Origin of the sequence: Rufibacter roseolus, assembly GCF_017916365.1 — a bacterium.
GTDB lineage: Bacteria > Bacteroidota > Bacteroidia > Cytophagales > Hymenobacteraceae > Nibribacter > Nibribacter roseolus.
This window is the reverse complement of the sequence record NZ_JAFMSU010000001.1, coordinates 1,603,400-1,624,947: the sequence shown is the minus strand read 5'-3', so window position 1 is coordinate 1,624,947 and position 21,548 is coordinate 1,603,400. Positions and strand designations below refer to the sequence as shown.

General features: G+C 50.5%; 16 protein-coding genes and 1 tRNA gene. 14 read left to right on the top strand and 3 right to left on the bottom strand.

The genetic code is table 11. The annotated features are described in order from the left end of the window. Positions 1 to 2 precede the first annotated feature (2 nt). From pstA to phoU, 3 genes are all read left to right on the top strand, one after another. Positions 3 to 887, top strand: coding sequence for a phosphate ABC transporter permease PstA (pstA, locus tag J3P35_RS06435; protein ID WP_210463510.1), 885 nt, complete (start codon positions 3 to 5; stop codon positions 885 to 887). 79 nt (positions 888 to 966) lie between these two features. Beyond that, the gene (gene pstB / locus J3P35_RS06430; protein WP_210463509.1) at positions 967 to 1,719 is read left to right on the top strand and encodes a phosphate ABC transporter ATP-binding protein PstB; all 753 of its coding nucleotides are present in this window, start codon (positions 967 to 969) and stop codon (positions 1,717 to 1,719) included. A gap of 144 nt (positions 1,720 to 1,863) precedes the next feature. Then, positions 1,864 to 2,568 (top strand): phosphate signaling complex protein PhoU, encoded by a 705-nt coding sequence (gene phoU / locus J3P35_RS06425; RefSeq protein ID WP_210463508.1) that lies wholly within the window; start codon positions 1,864 to 1,866, stop codon positions 2,566 to 2,568. Positions 2,569 to 2,745: 177 nt separating this feature from the next. On the opposite strand, the gene J3P35_RS06420 is transcribed toward phoU, so the two are convergent. Then, positions 2,746 to 2,928 (bottom strand): hypothetical protein, encoded by a 183-nt coding sequence (locus tag J3P35_RS06420; protein WP_210463507.1) that lies wholly within the window; start codon positions 2,926 to 2,928, stop codon positions 2,746 to 2,748. A 248-nt stretch (positions 2,929 to 3,176) separates the two neighbouring features. Between J3P35_RS06420 and J3P35_RS06415 the strand changes: the two genes are divergently transcribed. The 10 genes from J3P35_RS06415 to J3P35_RS06370 all read left to right on the top strand — a co-directional run bounded on the left by J3P35_RS06415 (position 3,177) and on the right by J3P35_RS06370 (position 16,942). Next, a complete protein-coding gene (locus J3P35_RS06415; protein ID WP_210463506.1) occupies positions 3,177 to 4,139 on the top strand; it encodes a YheT family hydrolase in 963 nt (320 codons plus the stop codon). Between the two features lie 291 nt (positions 4,140 to 4,430). Continuing rightward, positions 4,431 to 5,120: a C40 family peptidase gene (locus J3P35_RS06410; protein WP_246849994.1), complete on the top strand. Its 690-nt coding sequence runs from the start codon at positions 4,431 to 4,433 to the stop codon at positions 5,118 to 5,120. 409 nt (positions 5,121 to 5,529) lie between these two features. Further along, on the top strand, positions 5,530 to 8,676 hold the full coding sequence (locus tag J3P35_RS06405) for a TonB-dependent receptor (RefSeq protein ID WP_210463505.1): 3,147 nt from the start codon (positions 5,530 to 5,532) through the stop codon (positions 8,674 to 8,676). Positions 8,677 to 9,155: 479 nt separating this feature from the next. Further along, positions 9,156 to 12,293, top strand: coding sequence for a TonB-dependent receptor (locus J3P35_RS06400; protein ID WP_210463504.1), 3,138 nt, complete (start codon positions 9,156 to 9,158; stop codon positions 12,291 to 12,293). A 222-nt stretch (positions 12,294 to 12,515) separates the two neighbouring features. Beyond that, positions 12,516 to 12,589 (top strand) — tRNA-Ala (locus tag J3P35_RS06395). A gap of 150 nt (positions 12,590 to 12,739) precedes the next feature. After that, entirely contained in the window at positions 12,740 to 13,882 is a 1,143-nt protein-coding gene (locus tag J3P35_RS06390; protein ID WP_210463503.1) for a glycosyltransferase, read from the top strand. 168 nt (positions 13,883 to 14,050) lie between these two features. Continuing rightward, positions 14,051 to 14,368 carry a hypothetical protein gene (locus tag J3P35_RS06385; RefSeq protein WP_210463502.1) on the top strand — a complete coding sequence of 106 codons (318 nt, stop codon included), beginning with the start codon at positions 14,051 to 14,053 and terminating at the stop codon, positions 14,366 to 14,368. A 157-nt stretch (positions 14,369 to 14,525) separates the two neighbouring features. Next, the gene (locus J3P35_RS06380) at positions 14,526 to 14,795 is read left to right on the top strand and encodes a hypothetical protein (protein WP_210463501.1); all 270 of its coding nucleotides are present in this window, start codon (positions 14,526 to 14,528) and stop codon (positions 14,793 to 14,795) included. 469 nt (positions 14,796 to 15,264) lie between these two features. Then, positions 15,265 to 15,987: a DUF3575 domain-containing protein gene (locus tag J3P35_RS06375; RefSeq protein ID WP_210463500.1), complete on the top strand. Its 723-nt coding sequence runs from the start codon at positions 15,265 to 15,267 to the stop codon at positions 15,985 to 15,987. 247 nt (positions 15,988 to 16,234) lie between these two features. Further along, positions 16,235 to 16,942 (top strand): DUF2927 domain-containing protein, encoded by a 708-nt coding sequence (locus J3P35_RS06370; protein ID WP_210463499.1) that lies wholly within the window; start codon positions 16,235 to 16,237, stop codon positions 16,940 to 16,942. A gap of 287 nt (positions 16,943 to 17,229) precedes the next feature. On the opposite strand, the gene cysK is transcribed toward J3P35_RS06370, so the two are convergent. After that, entirely contained in the window at positions 17,230 to 18,144 is a 915-nt protein-coding gene (gene cysK, locus J3P35_RS06365) for a cysteine synthase A (RefSeq protein ID WP_210463498.1), read from the bottom strand. A 103-nt stretch (positions 18,145 to 18,247) separates the two neighbouring features. Beyond that, positions 18,248 to 19,081 carry a serine O-acetyltransferase gene (locus tag J3P35_RS06360; protein WP_210463497.1) on the bottom strand — a complete coding sequence of 278 codons (834 nt, stop codon included), beginning with the start codon at positions 19,079 to 19,081 and terminating at the stop codon, positions 18,248 to 18,250. A 288-nt stretch (positions 19,082 to 19,369) separates the two neighbouring features. Here J3P35_RS06360 and J3P35_RS06355 point away from each other — a divergent pair, with 288 nt between their 5' ends. Next, positions 19,370 to 21,223: an ABC transporter ATP-binding protein gene (locus J3P35_RS06355; protein ID WP_210463496.1), complete on the top strand. Its 1,854-nt coding sequence runs from the start codon at positions 19,370 to 19,372 to the stop codon at positions 21,221 to 21,223. Positions 21,224 to 21,548: the final 325 nt, after the last annotated feature.

The window sequence follows — 21,548 nt, the reverse complement described above, 5'->3', positions numbered from 1 at the left end:
CCATGGCTTTCGGAACTACTTCCTCGTCGCATAAAAGCAAACACTTGGCGCAGAGTGCGGCATTCTTCATCTTCCGGCTGCTCAGCTTCTCAGTGGTGGCTATCCTGTTGGTGATCCTGGGCTTCATTCTGGTGCAGGGTATCTCCGTCATCAGTTGGGAATTCCTCACCGAGATGCCTCGCGAGGGTATGACCGAGGGTGGTATCTTCCCGGCTTTGGTGGGTACGTTGTGCCTGGTGGCGGGCAGCATGCTGTTCGCGTTCCCAATCGGCATTCTCTCGGGTATCTACATCCATGAATACGCCAAAGACAGCTGGTTCAAGCGGTTCGTGAAACTCATGACCAATAACCTGGCCGGGGTTCCGTCCATCGTGTTCGGTCTGTTCGGGATGACCTTGTTCGTAAATCAGTTCGGGTTCGGGGATTCTATCCTGGCCGGTTCCCTGACGCTGGGCTTGCTGGCCTTGCCCGTGGTGATCAGGACCACCGAGGAGTCGCTCAAGGCCATTGATGATTCTTTCCGCATCGGTTCGCTGGCCTTAGGGGCCACCAAATGGCAGACGGTTAGCCGGGTGGTGTTGCCCATGGCGTTCCCCAACATCATCACCGGTCTCATCCTGTCCATCGGAAGGGTTTCCGGCGAGACGGCACCTATCCTGTTCACGGTGGCGGCCTACTTCCTGCCCAAGCTGCCCACCAGCATCTTTGACCAGGTCATGGCCCTGCCTTACCACCTGTACGTGATCTCCACCAGCGGCACCAATATTGAGGCATCAAGGGCCATGGCTTACGGCACCGCCTTCGTGCTTATTCTCATTGTGCTGCTGGCGAACTTATTGGCCAACTGGCTCCGCCGATATTTCGGCAAAAAAGTAAAAATGAATTAAACCTGTTTTGGGCCCGATTTTACAGAAATGGCCTTGAAACCAGAATCAAACTTTTCCGGCTGCTCCTCTTATAAGCAATATGAATAGTGTAGAAACCAAAGACGTTCACCTCTATTACGGCGATTTTCATGCCCTCAAGGGAATTACCATGGCCATGAAAAAAAACCAGGTAACGGCTTTCATTGGTCCCTCGGGCTGCGGCAAGTCAACGTACCTGCGCTGCTTCAACCGCATGAACGACCTTATTGACGGTGTGAAGATTGAGGGGGATATTCTCATTGACGGCGTAGACATCTACAAAACCAACATTCAGGTAGACGATCTGCGCAAGCACGTGGGCATGGTGTTCCAGAAACCCAACCCGTTTCCCAAGTCCATCTTTGAGAACGTGGCCTACGGCCTGCGCGTGAACGGCACCAAAGACAAAGCTTTCATTGAGGAGCGCGTGGAGCGTTCCCTCAAACAAGCCGCCCTCTGGGACGAGGTGAAAGACAAACTGAAGAAAAGCGCCTTTGAGCTATCAGGGGGGCAGCAGCAGCGCCTTTGCATTGCCCGCGCCCTGGCCATCGAGCCGTCGGTGCTATTGATGGATGAGCCTACCTCGGCCCTGGACCCGCTCTCCACCGCCAAAACCGAGGAGTTGATTCACCAATTGAAGGAGAACTACACCATTGTAATTGTGACGCACAACATGCAGCAAGCGGGCCGCGTGAGCGATTACACCGCGTTCTTCTACCTGGGCGAGCTGGTGGAGTACGCCAAAACCAAAACACTGTTCACCAATCCTAAAGACCAGCGTACGCAGAACTACATTACTGGTCGTTTCGGTTGATTTCCAGCCCTGGGGCCTGTTTTAAAGCCTATTTTATGAAAACGGGCCTTAAACGGAGCGCCGGCGCGTGAAGCAAATCAACTCAGGTCATTAGGGTAAGTCCTGCTTTTCAAGTACCTTCTTTTATCAGAATCAAGGTTAGATATGAATCAATTAGATAAAGAACTTCTTCGGATAAAAACCAAAGTGGAGGAGATGTGGGATCTGGTGGACTTCCAGTTGGCGGCCAGCAGAGAAGCCCTCATGACCTCCAATGCAGAACTGGCGAAACGGGTAGTCAAAAGCGGGAAAAAGGTGAATGCCTATGACATCAAGATTGACCGCATGTGCGAGAACATTTTCGCGCTATTCAACCCGGTGGCCGTGGATTTGCGCTGGGTTCTGGCCATCCTGAAGATCAACGCCAACCTGGAGCGCATTGGCGACTACGCCGAGAGCATAGCCGCCATGCTCAAGGAAGCCAAGCCGCCCATTGAACCCACCCTGCTGGAGGAAAGCCGCCTGCTGGAGATGTTTGAGGGCACTGAGACCATGCTGCGCAACGTGCGCAAAGCCTTCTTTACGGAAGACACTGAACTGACCCGTCAGGTGATCAAGCAGGACAAACTGCTGAACAAAATCCACGGCAGAACAGACAAGGTGCTCATGCGGTACTTCCAGACCCACCCGGATAATATCTACCAAAGCCTGAAAGTGGCCGGCATCATCAGAAAACTGGAGCGGATGGGCGACCACACCACCAACATCGCGGAGGAAATTGTCTTCTACGTGGATGCCAAAGTGGTGAAGCACAAGCAGAAGAAAAAGAGAAAAGACAAAGGCTCTGGGGACGCAGACCAAATGCCTTAAAGCATATTCATCTGATTACTGAAAAAGAAATGCCTGACTGCAAGGTCAGGCATTTCTTTTGGAATGTTATCTTATTCCTGGCGCAGCTGCCTTTGTTTGCTACGCAACTACTCGCAGGACTCGTTTCAGAGCCATTTTTCCCGGAGAAGCCCCAAAGCAGCCCGGATTGAAAATCAGTTAAGCAACGATGGCATTTACCGCAAGGTCATACCCCAATTGCTGGCGGTACATGGCCTTCAGAAACTCCAGATTGGTTTGCGCCATTACAATCATCTGTTCCGCAGTCATGAACTCGCCCTCCGCCTGGTGGCTTAAGTGACTTTGAGGAATTATATTTTCAACGATATCTTTATTTTTCATCGCCAGGTAAATTCAGGATAAAAGTCTACTTTTTAAGTAACAACATGACAAACTTAGGGGCTTTTATTTCCAGTATTCTGTCTTTTAGGTCTACGGGCATTTGTTCACGCCCAACCCACGCAATCGGCCGACGAATTTATATAGTACAATTACAATCCGTTCCTGCCTGCGGCCGTTCTGTTTGCAGCCGCCCCTGAAAAGCTTTACTTTTACAGGCTCCGGCAAGAGACTTACCCGGCAGTGACCCTATGCCTTTACTTCCCACCCCAGATATCAGGCGGCCGTTTTTTCTTTTGAACGGACACCTCCAAACCATTCTCCCCAGTACGCTCCGGCGCCTGCCGCCCCATACGTACACCCGGGAAAGGATCCAGACCCCAGATAAGGATTTCCTGGACCTGGACTGGTCTAAGGTGGGCTCTCAGACGCTGGTGGTGATTTCGCACGGGCTGGAGGGCGATACGCACCGGCCTTACATGAAAGGCATGGTGCGGGCCATGAACAAAGCCGGCTGGGATGCCCTGGCCTGGAACTTCAGGAGCTGCAGCGGCGAACCCAACCACTTGCTGCGGTCTTACCACATGGGCGCCGTGGAGGACCTGGACCTGGTGGTGCGCCACGCCCTGCAGACGGGCAAGTACGAGACCATCCACCTGGTGGGCTTCAGCATGGGCGGCAATCTCACGTTGAATTACCTGGCGCAATGGTCTGATAAGGTGCCGGCGCAGGTGGCCCGGGCCGCGGTTTTCTCGGTGCCCTGCCACATGAAGAGCGCCTGCCTGCAACTGGCCAAACCCGCCAACCGCATCTACATGAGGCGTTTCCTGAAGTCTCTCCACGAAAAACTGAAAGAGAAGTCGCAGCGGTTTGAGTTGGACCTCACCGGCTACGAGCAGATCAACTCCTTTGAACAGTTCGACGACCGTTACACCGCGCCTCTGCACGGCTTTAAGAATGCCGCTGATTATTATGAGCGGTGCAGCTCGGTCTCTCACCTGCACCGCATCAAAGTGCCCACACTGCTGGTGAACGCCCAGAATGATCCCTTCCTGTCCAAAGAATGCTTCCCGGTGGAGCAGGCCCGGCAGAACCCTAACTTCTACCTGGAGATGCCCAAAGAAGGCGGCCACGTGGGTTTTTCAGAGGGCTTTTTCAAAGGCCGTTATTATTCTGAGCGGCGAGCCGTGGCGTTTCTGGAGGGAATAGTGTAAGCCATTTCAAAGCTGTTTTTGCAAAATCGGGCTATAAACAAAGCTTTGGGCGCACAATTCCGTCTGAAATAAGCCTGCAAAAAATATTTAACCAAAAGCCATTGAGGTTCAATCAGATACCTTTGAATCCTTGATAAGCGGTCAATTTCAAGATACTGTTCAAATCATTGCGGCCGTTACCATAGGGGTTCTCGGTCATTCAAGTGTCTTCTAAATACTTTTTTAATGAGTTGCTGGAGCGGAAGGGTAAAGAGGAAACTCATTTTAATAAAAAAGTGGAATGCTTTATCTTTGATTCTTATTGATATGCGCCAACAACAGAAAGCTTTGAACAACGTCTCTAAAAAATCAACTCTGCTTATTTTGAGCCTGATGATGCTGCTCGGCTCCTGCGGAAAATCCTCTTATTCCACCTTCAGCAAGCCCAATGAAAAGTACCGGTCGGCTAGGGAAATCGCCGAGATGAAGAAAAGGGAGAGAATGGCGCGTAGATCAGGCTCCAAAAAACCACTCAAAGAAATCCATATCTCCTCGGGCCGGGGCCGCAATACGCCAGGCTCCATCCACTTGGGCAGCAACCGCGCCGTGCGCCGCGACATTGAGACCGTCATCTCCACTGCCCGGTCTTACACCGGCACTCCTTATCAACTGGGAGGTACCTCCCGCATAGGCATGGACTGCTCTGGCCTGCTGTGCACCTCTTTCCAATCTATTGACGTCATGTTGCCGCGCACGTCTACCGAACAGAGCCAGTTTGGCCTTCCTATCTCCACCCAGGAATTACAGGCCGGTGACCTGGTGTTCTTCAGTTCCTCCAAAAGTGAGTACAACATTACTCACGTGGGCATGGTCACCGAGGTGAGAAACCAGAATGAGGTATGGTTCATCCATGCCTCCACTTCTCTGGGCGTGAAGGAAGACAACCTCTTCGCTCCCTATTACCAGAAGATATTCGTGAAGGCCGTGCGCCCCGCCATCTAAATTACCTTTTTATTAAATTTTCCTTTTTTTTAATTAGCGGCCCTTTAGGAAAATGGCTAGAAGAATTACGTATTTTTACTAATCCCATAATGAAGAATGGGATAGAATAAGTGCTAATTAACAACTTTGAAAAACCGTTAGCAAAACCTTAACCCCAGGGAGCTAACGGTTTTATTTTCTTGCGGCTAAGTTTGAATCTGGTTGCAAAACAAAAGAATTAACTCTCTATCTTTGCGGCGTCAATACACTGACCGCCAATAAAATGTTTTCCTCCCATAGGAATTTTGCATTTTCTTCCCTTCTAAATTCTGTTAGCATTCCTGATGTTAACTTAACAGTAGTCTCACCTACTTTTCTTTTTAATTTTTTCTTTTTTACCAATTCTTTTTTTGCACAAAAAAAACCCTTTATGAAAAACCTTATTACCCGATTGATGCTCATCGTGGTGATGTGTTTGCCTATGCACCTAAGTTGGGGCCAGGGCGCAACAACCGCCTCAATGAACGGTGTAATCACTGATGCTAGTGGGGCTGGCCTGGCCGGTGCTACGGTAGTGGCGATTCACACTCCTTCTAACACCCAATATGCCGCAAGCGCCGACGTTAACGGTCGTTACAACTTGCAGAACATGCGTGTTGGGGGTCCTTACTCTATTACTTCTACGTATGTGGGTTACCAAGACCAAAAGAGAGAAAACGTATTCTTATCTCTGGGCCAGAACCTTAAACTGGATTTCAACTTAGCTCAAAGCGCAGTTGGTTTGAGCGAAGTACAAGTTGTAGCTGATCGCGGTGCCGTGATCAACGCAGACCGTACCGGTGCTTCTACAAACGTATCTCGTGAGCAAATTGAGCGTCTTCCTACCCTGAACCGCTCTCTGCAGGACTTCACTCGCCTTACGCCACAGGCCTCTGGTAACTCTATTGGTGGTGCTAACAACCGTTACAACAACATCACCATTGACGGTGCCGTGAACAATGACGTGTTTGGTTTGGCTGGTACAGGTACTCCGGGTGGCCAGGCTGGTACGCAGCCTATCTCTCTGGATGCTATTGACCAGATCCAGGTGGTATTGGCTCCTTATGATGTAAAGTTCGGTAACTTCACCGGTGGTGGAATCAACGCCGTAACCCGTTCAGGAACAAACAACGTGGAAGGTTCTGTGTACGCTTTCGGCCGTAATGAGAAAACCGTAGGCAAAGACCCTATCACTGACCAAAAAGCAGCTGACTTCAAAGACTACCAGGCTGGTTTCCGCGTGGGTGGTCCTATCCTGAAAGACAAACTGTTCTTCTTCCTGAACGGTGAGCTTACCCGCAGATCTGAGCCACTTTTGAACAACCTGGGAGATGCCAGCTCAATTGTACCAGAAGCTGATGTGAGAACCATCGCGCAAACCCTGCGTGATAAATACGGATATGATCCAGGTACTTTTGGTTCTATTGACCGTCGCACTGAAAGCAACAAGCTCTTTGCTCGTTTAGACTGGAACATCAATGACCGTCACCAGTTAACCTTGCGCCATAACTTTGTTGACGCTTTTGATGACAACATCACCCGTACTAACAGCACTTTCCGTTTCGGGAACAATGCTTATGAGTTCTCTAACACCACTAACAGTACAGTAGCTGAATTGAAAAGCCGCTTCTCTGAAAGCATCTCTAACAGCTTATTGGTTGGTTACTCCAGAATCAGAGATACCCGCGACACGCCAGGTGCCCTGTTCCCGCAAGTAACCATCAGATTCAACAATAGCGGTAGCAACACCATCACTGCTGGTACTGAGCGTAGCTCGGCTTACAACGAATTGGATCAGGATATCTTGGAATTCACAGACAACCTGACCGTTTTCAAAGGAGCCCACACTTTCACCTTTGGTACGCACAACGAGTTCTTCAGATTCAGAAACTTGTTCATCAACAACGGAAGCGGCTACTATCAATTCAACAGTCTACAAGACTTCCTGGATGAAAGACCATTCCAGATTGAGCAAACCTATACCAACGCCAACGCTGAGCCTGCCGCTAAGTTTGACGCCGCACAGTTAGGCTTCTACGCTCAGGATGAAATCTCCCTTACTGATAACCTTCGTTTAACAGTAGGTCTTCGTTTGGATATTCCGGTAATGCCAGACACCCCTGCCCGTAACGAGAAAGTAGAAACTGTTTTTGACAGATACCCACAATACACTGACCTGAGAACTGATGAAACACCAAGCGGCCAGTTATTATGGGCGCCGCGCGTAGGTTTCAACTGGGATGTGAAAGGTGACAAAACTGTACAATTACGTGGTGGTACCGGTATCTTCACCGGACGTGTTCCATTTGTATGGTTGTCTAACCAGTTCACCAACAACGGTATCACTTTCAGCACTTTGAACCTGCAAAACCAAACCAAAGCTGGTCAGTTTGAGACAAACATTGACGAGATCCGTAACTTTGGGGCCGCTGGTACTACTGCCGAGATCAACCTGGTTACTTCAGATTTCAAGATCCCGCAGACATTCCGTACTAACTTAGCCTTAGATTACACCCTTCCTTTCGGAATCATTGCTACGGTTGAAGGTATCTTCACCAAGACTCTGAATGACATTGTGTACAAAGACATCAACCTGGTGAATCCTATCGCCAACCTGTCTGGCCCAGACAGACGTCCGTTGTACCCTACTTCTTCTTCCGGAAGAAGAATCAGCCAGGACTTCACCAACGTAATCTTGTTAGATAACACCAACAAAGGTTACAGCTACAACCTGACCGGTCAGTTGCAGAAAAACTTCAACAACGGCATCAACACCATGGTAGCTTATACCTATGGCAAATCTGAAGACGTAAACAGCGGTACCAGCAGCACGGCCCGTTCTAACTGGCAGTTCAACCAAGTAGTGACTAACCCTAACGATCCAGAGCTTTCTTACTCTCGTTTTGACATCCGTCACCGCGTGATTGCTTCAGGTGGTTACACCATCAACTGGTTGAACAATTTCAGCACTTCTATCTCCCTGTTCTACGAAGGTCAGTCAGGTACTCCTTTCACCTACCTGTATGCGCAAGACCTGAACGGAGACGGTAACACTGGTAATGACCTGATGTACGTTCCACGTAACAGAGAAGACATTACTTTGGTTGACCTGAAAAATACTGCTGGTGTGGTTACCCGCACTCCAGATCAACAATGGGAAGACCTGAATGCCTTTATTGAAGGTGATGAGTACCTGAGAAGCCGTCGTGGTCAGTACACAGAGCGTAACGGTGCCCGTACTCCTTGGACACACCGTGTAGACCTGCGCGTGGCTCAGGATATCTTCGCCAACCTTGGTGCCAAAAAGCACACCCTCCAATTAACGCTTGACGTATTCAACGTTGGAAACGCCATCAACAAAGACTGGGGACGTAACTACTTCGTAAACAACGCTGCAGTAGAATTGGTAAGATTCTCTGCCCGTGATGCAAACAACCGTCCTTCCTTCACCTTCAACAAGCCAGCTGCAGATGTTTGGTCTTCAACATTCTCTTCAAGATGGCAAGGACAAGTTGGTCTGCGTTACATCTTCCAATAATGAATTAGCTTAATAATTTATAAAAAAGGCGAACCACAAGGTTCGCCTTTTTTATGCGCTTTACTTTTTGCGAGCCAGACAGAGCCCTGTCAGGCTCGCGCTGTTTTAAGCCCGGTTTACAGAAAGTAGCCCCAAAACGAAAATACCTGACTCTGCTGGGTTCCACCTGGCCAGGCTGAAGGACAAGGGCTCTACTATTTTAGCGCTTTACCTGAGTGTTAAGGCAGAAATAAGTTTTCTGCAGAAATAAACTTGTCCTGTGCGGCACCGTAAAGAGAACGGCTAACTAAGTGATTTACTAATAGTTAGTATTAAACATATACTATATAGGTCCTGCCCTCCCCGGCCCTGCGCGGCTGGCTGCCTCCACACCTTTCCTCTGGAGGAGTTTATCTGACTCTAATGCGCCTCTTCCTTTTGCCCTTTATTACCAACGCCGCTCATTAGTTCACTTAAAAGCTTGGCATAACAGAACCTTTATGAAAAAACTATTTACTCCCCTAATACTTCTCTTGGTCATGTGTTTGTCTGGTCACCTTAGTTGGGGACAGGGCGCTACTACTGCCTCCATGACTGGTGAGATCACAGACGCAAGTGGTGCAGGGCTTCCGGGCGCTACCATTGTGGCTGTTCATACTCCTTCCAATACCCAATATGCCGCCAGTGCCAATGAAAACGGCCGGTACAATCTGCAGAACATGCGGGTTGGTGGCCCTTATACCATCACCGCTACCTATATTGGCTACCAGGACCAGCGCCGGGAAAACGTCTTCCTCTCCCTGGGCCAAACCCTTAGGTTGGATGTAAACCTGGCAGCCAGCGCCGTGGGCCTAAGTGAGGTGCAGGTAGTCTCTGAACGAGGCGCCGTGATCAACGCTGACCGTACGGGGGCGGCCACCAATGTATCTCGGGAACAAATTGAGCGTCTTCCTACTTTGAACCGCTCCCTGCAGGACTTCACCCGCCTTACGCCGCAAGCCTCCGGGAACTCCATTGGCGGGGCCAACAACCGTTACAACAACATCACCATTGACGGGGCCGTGAACAATGACGTGTTCGGTCTCTCCGGAACCGGTACCCCAGGCGGACAGGCAGGTACGCAGCCTATTTCCCTGGATGCCATTGACCAGATCCAGGTAGTGCTGGCCCCATACGATGTGAAATTCGGGAACTTCACCGGAGGCGGAATCAACGCCGTTACCCGTTCCGGCACGAACAACTGGGAAGGCTCTGCCTATGCGTTTGGGCGCAATGAAAACATAGTAGGCGATGACCCAGTCACCAGCCAGGAAACGGCTGAGTTCAAAGATTATCAGACGGGTTTCAGGATAGGCGGACCAATTATCAAAGACAAACTGTTCTTCTTCCTGAATAGTGAGATTACCCGCCGCACCGAGCCGCTCTTGTTCAACCTGGGCGATCCGGCTTCCATTGTACCGGCAGAGGATGTAAGAAGAATTGAAGATACGCTGCGCATCAAGTACGGGTATGATCCCGGCACTTCAGGCCCCATCAACCGGCTAACTGAAAGCAACAAGATCTTTGGCCGTCTGGACTGGAACATCACAGACCGGCACCAATTGACCCTGCGGCATAACTTTGTAGACGCCTTTGACGAGAACATCACCCGGACCAACACTACTTTCCGGTTTGGGGGTAATGCCTACCAGTTTAACAGTACCACCAACAGCACCGTAGCCGAGCTGCGCAGCCGCTTCTCTGAGAGCTTCTCTAACAGCCTTATTGTAGGTTATTCCAGAATCAGGGACAACAGGGAGACTCCCGGTGGGCTTTTTCCGCAGGTAACCATCCGGTTTGCAGGAAGCGGCAGTAACACTATCACCGCCGGCACCGAGCGGAGTTCGGCCTTTAACGAGCTGGACCAGGACATCTTTGAGTTCACAGACAACCTCACCATTTTCAGGGGGCGCCATACCTTCACGTTGGGAACGCACAACGAGTTCTTCAGTTTCCGGAACCTGTTCATCAACAACTATAACGCTTACTACCAGTTCAACAGCGCCGAGGATTTCTTTGCCGGCAGACCTTTCCAGATAGAGCAGACCTATTCCGCCAGCCAAAGCAATCCTACCCCTGCCGCCGAGTTCAACGCCGCGCAGTTAGGGTTCTATGTACAGGATGAGATGGATGTGCTGGAGAACCTGAGGGTAACCCTTGGGCTGCGATTGGATGTTCCGGTCATCCCAGATGAGCCCGCCCGCAACCAGGCCGTGGAAACCGCTTTTGCAAACACCGCCTATTCAAGCCTGAAGACAGACGTAACGCCCAGCGGGCAGCTTCTGTGGGCCCCGCGCCTGGGCTTCAACTGGGACGTGCGCGGAGACAAAACCATACAGGTGCGGGGCGGTACCGGTATCTTCACGGGTAGGGTGCCGTTTGTGTGGCTGTCTAACCAATTTGTGAACAACGGGATCACTTTCAGCTCGCTTCAATTACGAAACCAGACCGCGCCAAACCGGTTTGTAACCGACATCAGCCAAGTCCGGAACCTGGGCCCAGCCGTGAGCACCACGGAGATCAACCTGATTTCCGAAGACTTCAAAATCCCACAGACCTTCAGAACCAACCTGGCCGTGGACTATACGCTTCCGTTGGGCATCATTGCCACCGTGGAAGGTATCTACTCCAAAACCATGAATGACATTGTGTACCGCGATATCAACCTGCTCTCCCCTGTCGGTACCTTGAGTGGTCCAGACAACCGGGCGCTATATTCATCGGGGCGGGTTTCCTCTTCTTTCACCAACGTGATTTTGCTGGATAACACCAACCGCGGTTATACCTACACCTTGACTGGTCAGTTGCAGAAAAACTTCAACATGGGCCTCAACACTATGGTGGCGTACACCTACGGAAAATCTGAGGACGTGAACTCCGGGGCCAGCAGCACCGCCCGGTCTAACTGGCAGTTCAACCAGGTATACCGAAACCCTAACGACCCTGAGCTTTCCTACTCCCGCTTCGATATCCGGCACCGGGTTATTTCCTCCGGGGGCTACACGTTTAAATGGCTGAACAACTTCTCCACCACCTTATCCTTGTTCTACGAAGGCCAATCAGGCACGCCTTTCACCTATCTCTACGCGGGTGATATAAACAATGACGGCAGCAACGCCAATGATTTGCTTTACGTTCCGCGCACTATTGAAGAAAGCGGGCTTATTGATATCACTAGTAGTTCCGGTGCCGTAACGCGCACCGCAGCCCAGCAGTGGGCAGACCTGAATGCCTTTATTGAGAATGATGATTACCTAAAAACCCGCCGGGGCCAGTATGCTGAGCGGAACGGCGCCCGCACACCTTGGACCCACCGTGTGGACCTCCGTTTGGCGCAGGATATCTTCGCCAACCTGGGAGGGAAAAACCACACCCTGCAGCTAACCCTGGATGTCTTCAACGTGGGTAACCTGTTTAACGAGGATTGGGGACGTAACTACTTCGTGAACAACGCCGCTGTTGAGCTGGTGAGGTTCAGCCGCCGCGATGAGAATAACCGGCCACTTTTCACCTTCAACAACCCCACTGGCGATGTCTGGACTACTACCTTCTCTTCCAGATGGCAAGGGCAGCTTGGGGTACGTTACCTTTTCCAGTAAACGTTTCTAACCTCTTTTTCAGAAAATCGGGCGAAAACACATTTCGCCCGATTTTTTTCTGCCTATCTGAACCAATTTTTATCGTTACATAAGTTTAATCAAGTCAGCCATTTACCTCTGACATAGCTTCAAATAAGCTGTTTAACGGAAAGCAAAATGAAGAAATGCGCCGAAAAGATTTTGTAGTTATCAGAAAGGCTATTACTTTTGTAACATCAAAACGGGGGATTAGCTCAGCTGGCTAGAGCGCTTGCATGGCATGCAAGAGGTCATCGGTTCGACTCCGATATTCTCCACTCTCTGAAGCGGCACTTACAAAAGTAAGTGCCGCTTTTTTTGTGCTCATATACTAAGGTTCCTAAATGACTTTTTCTGGAACCCTGCCGAACAATAGTACCGTTTTCTGCTTATTCTAAGTAAATACAGGCCAAACCAAACACTGCATTATGTTACTCACCGGCTATGCGTTGCTGATCACTTTTGCGTGGGTTTGCGCGAGTATCTACTTACTTGTCAATAGCCGCAGGGTAAAGTACCTGAAGAACGTCTCGCCGCAAGCGGGTTCACCGGAGCCGCAGGTGGCTATTGTTGTGGCCGTCAAAGATGAGGAGGCAGAGTTGGAACAGGCCTTGGCCAGCATCTGTCAAGTTGATTATCCCCAGGCCAGAATCCTGGTCATCAATGACCGGTCTACGGATCGTACCCCGCAGATCCTGGAGAAAATGGTAAAGGCAAATCCGGCTATATCAGTGAGGACGGTGACGGAGCTCCCGGCGGGCTGGCTAGGAAAAAACCACGCTTTGTACCAGGGGTACCTGCATACTACAGAGAAATGGATGCTGTTCACCGATGCCGACGTGATGTACGGCCGGCAAGCCTTAAGAAAAGCGATGCAATACGTGGAGGACCATCGTCTAGACCACCTCACCGTCATGCCCGAGATCACTTCTCCGTCTGGCTTGTTCAGAAGCGTAATGAGCACGTTTGCCATCATGCTGGAACTTCGGCAGAGGCCCTGGGAAGTGCGTAACCCCAAATCTGATGCATCTATTGGAATAGGTGCTTTCAACCTGGTCAAACGGGCCGCCTACGAACAGGCGGGTACCCACAAGGCTTTCTCGCTTCGGCCGGATGATGACCTGAAACTGGGTGAACAAATCAAAGCAGCGGGTTTCAGGCAGGATGTGGTATATGGTAATAAGGAAATCTCCTTACAGTGGTATACCAGCCTTCAGGAGTTTGTGCGGGGCCTAATGAAAAACACGTTCTCGGTGGCAAACTACCATTTTCCTACCGCCTTGGGTATGGCCCTGGCTACACTTCTGGTCTTCGTGCTTCCCCTTCCTTTGCTTTTGCTGGAGGGAACAACAGGGCAGTTGCTGGCTGTGGTGCTGCTTCTATCCCAGGTGCTGCTCATGCAGTTCAAAAGCGGCATCCATAGCAAAGGATGGCATGCCCTTATTATTCCCTTCGCGGGCGCAGTGATGGTCTACATCCTGATTGCATCGGCGGTGAAGACCATCCGGCAGGGCGGCATCTACTGGCGCGACAGCTTCTACCCCTTGAAGGAGCTCAAAAAGCAACGATAATGGACAAAGTCTTAGCCGGGTTAAATGAGGTACTGACTGAGGGTGCGTTTTAAGGCTGTTTTCAAGAAAAGAACCCAGAACTAGAGGACACGTAGAGAAGGCAGGAAGGAGGTATTGAATGTCCTCTTCCAGAATCCCACTACTTTCAGATTCTTTTTAGAAAAGACTATGGCCAAGAATAAGAAAAAAGGAACCAAACACCAGACCTTTTACAAAGCGGTAAAGCCGTTTATAAGCGATAACCGGGTTTTACTCGCTCTGGTTGGCGCAGTGGGGGCTGGGGTTGCTCTGGCCAGGGCGATAGGTCCGGACAGGGCGGGGAATCTGGTGGACGGGATCACGGCCGTGGTCAAGCATTTGGCTCATCATCAACCCGAAGAGGTCAAGGAAAAGAAACCTTCTAAAAAGAAAAAGAAATTAAAAGGGAACAACCCTCCTCCCCTCACCATTGCCCCAGACAACGGCTCTTCAGACGACGAAAAGTAATCATAAAAGCCAGGGAAAGAAACGTGCTTCTTCGGCAATTCGCTGGCCGGTAAAAACCAAAAGACGTGGGTGGCGTAGGTGCATACTAAGGGTTAACCACATGTAATTATCGTATTAACCCATTCACTTTGATCCATTAAATTCAAACCTTACCGCCATGTCAAAGAATAAGAACAAGACCAAGAAGAACAAAGTCAAAAAGGATAAGTCTCTTTTAACCGGAGTGCAGAGCCTGGTGAAGAATAAAAAGGTGCTGTATTCCCTGCTGGGAGCCGCAGGCGTGGGCATAGCCCTTTCAGCCATTGGTAAAGGGAAACGGCGTGCCCTTCTGGATACTGTTACCAACTCTGTGCAAGGGTTGACAGGCCAATCAACTGCCACCTCAGGATCTGATCAGACGTCCTCAGGAACTGACCAGAATTCTTAATGATTGGTAGGCGTTTCAGAACTAACCCTCTGGACCTTCCCAATTCAGGTTCTAAACGAAAGCACCCTTTGAAGAATTTTCCGTTTAGGGGCTGTTTTTAAGAAAACAGCCCCTAAACAAAGCCGCTCCTGTCATAACAGGAGCGGCTTTGTTTTATATCGTGGTCTAGATCTCAGATTATCAGAAGTATAATTTATGGTTAGGTGAATCAAGCAGCAAACACAACTCAACCTTATTTATTACAAAAATTTATAAAATTAATATAATACCTACTTGTAAGTATTGCTATAACAAGCATTAACAGGCACCTTTGGATAAATTCTATAACCAAAATTATATGAAATTATCCTTAACTCTTGTTCTATTACTTACCATATTCCGTTGCTTCGGGCAGACTGACTCCACAAAATACCAACCAGACAGCTTGAAACTTGCTTCCCCGGCACCAGGGAAACAAAACAGCCCGGGCTTGAACAGTAAAGGCAAAGAAGAGGTCTTCAGGAAAAACATAGTCAAAATCAACTTATCCTCTCTGGTCCTGAATAGCTATAACCTTAGCTATGAACGCTCTTTGACCCGCAAGATAACGTTTGTGGGTGGCTACAGTTTTATACCCAAAACAAACATCTCCTCTATTTTCCTGGTGGAGAAAGCCCTGGATGAATTCATAGACGAAGACGATGACATAAGAGACTATCTCACCAACTCCACTGTCGCGGACAAAACCTATACCGGTGAGATCAGGTTCTATTCTGGCAAGAAGCCCGGGGCAAGGGGTTTATACCTGTCTTTGTATGGGCGCTACATGAACCTTGATGCTACCTATACACATGAATATGAGGCCAATTCCAACACGTACATCATTCCGATAGATGGAAATGTACAAGGCTTTGGGGGTGGACTGATGGTAGGCTCCCAATGGCTGATCGCCAAAAGGATAGCGTTTGACTGGTACATCGTAGGAGGGCACTTCGGGAAAATGAAAATGAATTTAACGGGCACGGCCAACCTCAGCGCCATGACCCCGGAAGAACAAAGAGACTTAGAGGAGGAGATAGAATCTATCAACGATTATATGATAGGCAGTTCAAAAGTAGAGGCCACCGTAACCGACAATGGGGTAACCGTCAAAGGGAACACGCCTTTTGCCGGAATCCGTGGCCTTGGCTTCAGTTTGGGCATTGCTTTCTAAACCCCTGGAGCTTATTTCTTCAACTATCACGCGTGCCCCACACCCCCAAACCAGGCGAAAAACCCCTCTACAGTCTACTCCCTCAAAGGTTTGAAGGTACAAAATCTGTAAAAGGCCAATAGAGCCTTTAAATATCCGTGCGGGTAGAGGAGGTTTACAATACAGGAAGGGAATCAGAAATCCAAAACCACTAAAATTTTAAATCCGAGCCAATTGGGCATAAAATGGATCATTATCTACAACAACCATGAAGAAACTCTACACCCTTTTTATTGCATTTCTGATTTTACTGACCGGTTGCATTACCACAGACGAGGAAGAATCTACCCCGGAATTAACCCAGGCTGACCGAGATGTCATTGCTTACTTTAAAGAGATCGCCTTTGGCTATCAAAATGGCGGTGGAAGCGAGATGACCCGGAAATGGAACTCTGACATGCGGCTATTCATCGGAGGGAATCCAAGCGCGGAGAATTTAAGTGATCTGAATAAAATAAGGCAGGAAATAAATGGTCTGGCCACCGATGGTTTCTCCATTGAAATTGTCACGGACTCGGCTCAATCAAATGCCTACATTTACTTTGGCACGGTAGCAGGCTATGCCGCCAGATACCCTACCATGGGTAGGGTTATCAGTCTTGGTTATTTCAATGTGTACTGGGAAGGGGATCAGGCCATAAACCATGCCCATATGTTTTTGGATACATTTAGGGCAAACGCCCAGGAGCAAAAAACCTGGCTATTATACAACTTAACGGCATCTATAGGTTTGGCAGATTTATCACCTACTTACCCGGAAAGTGTTTTCACCTCAGGTTTAGAACTCAACACCAGTTACACCCCCATTGACAAGGAATTGATACGGCTTCTATACCACCCAAGAATGCAAATCGGTTTAGACCAAAGTCAGGCAGAAGCCGTACTGGAAGAAATCCTGCTGGATGAAAAACGTTAACCCTAGGCTATCATCTTCACTTACGTTTTTACTGCAGTTTTAATAAAACAGGTTTAAAACGGGTAAAGCCCCCATCAGATTTTCCTTACATAACCAAGTCTGAGATCCCGTCAAGTATAGGCAGAAGTATTTCCGATTTATTCAAAAAGGCCCTTTTTGGGAATACAGGAATCTAAAATCAGGCACTTTGTATTTCATGTTTAGGTGCTGTTTTTAAGAAAACAGGCCTAAAACAAAGCCGCTCCTGTAATAGCAGGAGCGGCTTTGTTTTTATAGGCAAAGGTTAGTTACACAAACAAACCTTCCACTGACAGGTAACGCTCGCCGGTGTCATAGCAGAAGGTGAGAATACGGGCACCCAGCTCAATCTCGGCCAGCTTCTGGGCTACCGCTGCCAACGAACCACCAGAGGATACCCCAATAAAGAGTCCTTCTTCTTTGGCCGCCCGGCGGGCATACTCAAACGCATCTTTAGGGTCTACCTGAATCACGCCGTCCAGCACAGACATGTCCATGATCTTAGGGATGAACCCTGCGCCTACGCCCTGGATGGGGTGCGGACCAGGGGCGCCGCCGCTTAACACCGGAGACAAGGTGGGCTCTACGGCAAACACTTTCAGGTTAGGGAATCTCTCTTTCAGAACCCTGCCTACGCCGGTGATGTGGCCGCCGGTTCCTACGCCGGTAATGAGGTAGTCAAAGCCATCTGGGAAATCGCGCAGCACTTCTTGCGCGGTAGTCTCTATGTGGATGCGGGTGTTGGCGTCGTTATCGAATTGCATGGGAATCCAGGCGTTCTCGTTCTGGCTTGCCAGTTCGTTCGCGCGCTCAATGGCGCCTTTCATGCCTTTCTCGCGCGGGGTCAGTTCCAGGTGGGCGCCGTAGGCAGCCATTAAACGGCGGCGTTCAATAGACATAGACTCTGGCATCACCAAAGTAAGTTCGTAGCCTTTTACGGCAGCCACCATGGCCAACCCTACTCCGGTGTTACCCGAGGTCGGCTCAATGATATGGCTGTGAGGCTTAAGCAAACCGCGTTGCTCTGCGTCTTCAATCATGGACAGGGCAATACGGTCTTTGATGCTTCCGCCGGGGTTGGCACGCTCCAGTTTCATCCAAACCTCAGCATCGGGGCCAAATAACTTGTTGATTCGTACGGTGGGGGTATCCCCGATGGTCTGCAATATGTTTTCTGCTTTCATCTCGTAAGGTTTACGTTATAAGTGTACCAATCCCAGGCAAAAGTCCTTAGCCAAGGCTTGGTACAAATGTAAAATTATTTCATTAATCCCATAGGGGATAAAACTAAATTGAGAAATCAAGAATGTCTTCCGGCGCTTCTGACCGGCTTACCTTGATCTGGGCCCGATGATATAACCGTGAATACGCAGGTACGCTCTCGGTGAGCCAAACGTTACCCCCAATAATGCTGTGCGCGCCTATCACCGTGTTGCCGCCCAGAATGGTGGCCCCGGCGTAGATAATCACGTTGTCTTCCAGGGTGGGGTGGCGCTTGAGGTCGGTCATGTATTTGGCCACGCTCAGGGCCCCCAAGGTCACGCCCTGGTACAGCTTCACGTTTTTGCCTATGGTGGTGGTCTCGCCTATGACAATACCGGTGCCGTGGTCAATGCAGAAAGGGAACCCGATCTGGGCGCCGGGATGGATGTCAATGCCGGTGCGGCTGTGGGCATACTCGGTTAAGATGCGCGGCAGCAGCGGCACTCCCTCCTGGTACAGCAGGTGCGCGATGCGATAAACGGCAATACCGTAGAAACCAGGGTAAGAGCGCATCACCTCCTCAATGTGGCGGGCTGCCGGGTCTTCCTGCAGAATAAACTGGGCATCGGCAATGAGCCGCTCATGCAGATGGGGCAACTGGGTCATGAAACGACTGACGGTCTCAGGGGCCGGAAACGCACTGATGTGCTGCACGCCTTCCAGCAGAGACTCCAGTTCCTGCTCCAGAAACGTGGCTTCCTGGGCCAGCGCATCGGCATCCCTGAAAGGCTGCTCAGCCAGAGGCGGGAAAAGCATCTGCAACAGCCGGTTCAGGAACTGGCAAAGCAGACCGGTGGGTATCCGGAGTTGGTTCTGCTGATGGAGACTCCAGAGCCGATTCAAAAATGATTCTTCCATAAAAACTACCTACGAAATTATACCTCCAAGGGAAACAAAAACCTTCTCTCTTTCATTTAGGCGATGCAAAGGTAAAGCCGCTGGCAGGCAGATGCGCAGTGCCTTTGGTTTCTTACAGTATAGCACCAACCTTGTTTTACGCACGTTTTAAGGAAAGCAGGCTTAAAACGGAAATTAAGTCTGTAACATGCTGCCCGCAGCTACGCCAGACGGGTATTCTCTTACTTCTGCCCCTACATTTTACTTTAAAGCGCGTAAGTAAAGGGCTTTTCAATAACTTCACCGCCTATGGCATTTTGGGATAATCTTTTCGGGCGAAAGCCACCCAGGCAGGGACAACCGCAGCTTTCAGTCAAGGAGCGGGTGAGCGCCCTTAAACACCTGCCGCCGTTCCTGAAGATGGTCTGGCAGACGAACCCGCGCATGGCCTTCATCAACGTGGTGCTGCGTCTGCTTAGGGCGGCGGTGCCGGTGGCCATGCTCTACGTGGGCCAGTTGATCATTGACGAGGTGGTGCGCCTCTCCAGAACAGACGACAAACTGCTGGGGTATCTGCTCACGCTGGTGGCCATTGAATTCGGGTTGGCGGTGATCTCAGATTTCCTGAACCGCGGCATCGCCCTCATAGATGGTCTGCTGGGCGACCTGTTCGCGAACCAATCCTCGGTGCGGCTCATGGAGCACGCCGCCGAGTTGGACCTGGACCAGTTCGAGGACTCGGCATTCTATGACAAACTGGAACGCGCCCGCCGCCAGACTTTAAGCCGCACCATTCTCATGAGCCAGGTCCTGGGGCAGATGCAGGACATCCTCTCCATGGTGTTCCTGGCCGCCGGACTCATCGCTTTCTACCCCTGGCTTCTGCTGCTGTTGTTGGTGGCGGTGCTGCCGGCTTTCCTGGGCGAGTCGCACTTCAACGAGCGCAGCTACTCTCTGGTGCACGGCTGGACACCCGAGCGCCGCGAACTGGACTACCTTCGCCAGACCGGCGCCAGCGATGATACGGCCAAAGAGGTGAAGATCTTCGGGTTGTCTGGTTTCCTGGTAGACCGTTTCCTCACGCTTTCAGACCAGTTTTACCAGGACAACAAGAAACTGTCTACCCGCCGGGCTGGCTGGGGCAGCGTGTTCGCCGCGTTGGGCAGTGCCGGGTATTACGGAGCCTATGTTTACCTGCTCTTGCAGACGGTGCAAGGCCAGGTTTCTCTGGGGCAATTGACCTTTCTCTCTGGTTCCTTCATGCGCCTGCGTGGATTGTTAGAATCAGTATTGAACCGGTTCACCAGCGTGGCCGAGGGCGCGCTGTACCTCCAGGATTTCTTTGACTTCTTTGAGCTGCAGCCCCGCATCAGGCGGCTGGCTTCGGCCCCACCCTTCCCAAGGCCTATCCAACACGGCTTCACCTTTGAGAACGTGGGTTTTCGGTACCGCAACTCAGAGAAATGGGCGCTCCGCCACCTTAACTTCACCTTGCATGCCGGGGAGAAACTGGCCTTGGTAGGCGAAAACGGCGCCGGTAAAACCACCATGGTCAAGCTGCTCTCCCGGCTCTACGATCCGACTGAGGGCCGAATCCTGCTGGACGGCATTGACCTGCGCGAATACGACCCCGCCGATCTGCGCCGCGAGATTGGCGTCATCTTCCAGGACTTCGTACGTTTCCAGATGAGCGCGGGCACCAACATCGCCATTGGCCGGATTGAAGAGAAAGAGAACCGTCCCCGCATCCAAACTTCAGCGCAGCAAAGCTTAGCGGATACAGTCATCGCCAAACTTCCCGAGGGATACGACCAGATCATCGGCCGCCGCTTCAACAAAGGTGTGGACTTGTCTGGTGGTGAGTGGCAGAAAATAGCCTTGGGAAGAGCCTACATGCGCGATGCCCAGCTCCTGATCCTGGATGAACCTACCGCTGCCCTGGACGCCCGCGCCGAGCACGAGGTCTTCCAGCGCTTCGCGGAACTGACCCAAGGCAAAACCGCCGTCCTCATCTCCCACCGCTTCTCCACCGTCCGCATGGCCGACCGGATTCTTGTCATTGAAAACGGCCAATTCGTAGAGATGGGCTCCCACGAAGAGCTCATCGCCAAGGGCACCCGGTATGCGGAATTGTTCAGGTTGCAGGCGAAGGGATATCTCTAGGGGAGTTCTGAGTCTTAAGTTTTGAGTGAGGAATTCTTGGTCTGAAGCTCTTGAATACAGACGCCGTTAGTGGTGTTAACACCAACAACCACAATGGCGTTTCTAGTGCTTTTTACTAAAAACAGGCTATAAAAAGTTTATGGATAATCTTTTGTAGGGGCAATCCCTTGTGGTTGCCCTTGCACCGGGCTCCGCAATGGGTACGACGTTACAGTGTAACGTCGCTACAGACCAGAATGTAGCCTCGTTACATTGTAACGAGGTGGTACTCCAAGGAAAACCGGCTCAGGCTCCCGTTAACCGGACAGTTATGGTGATAACAGCA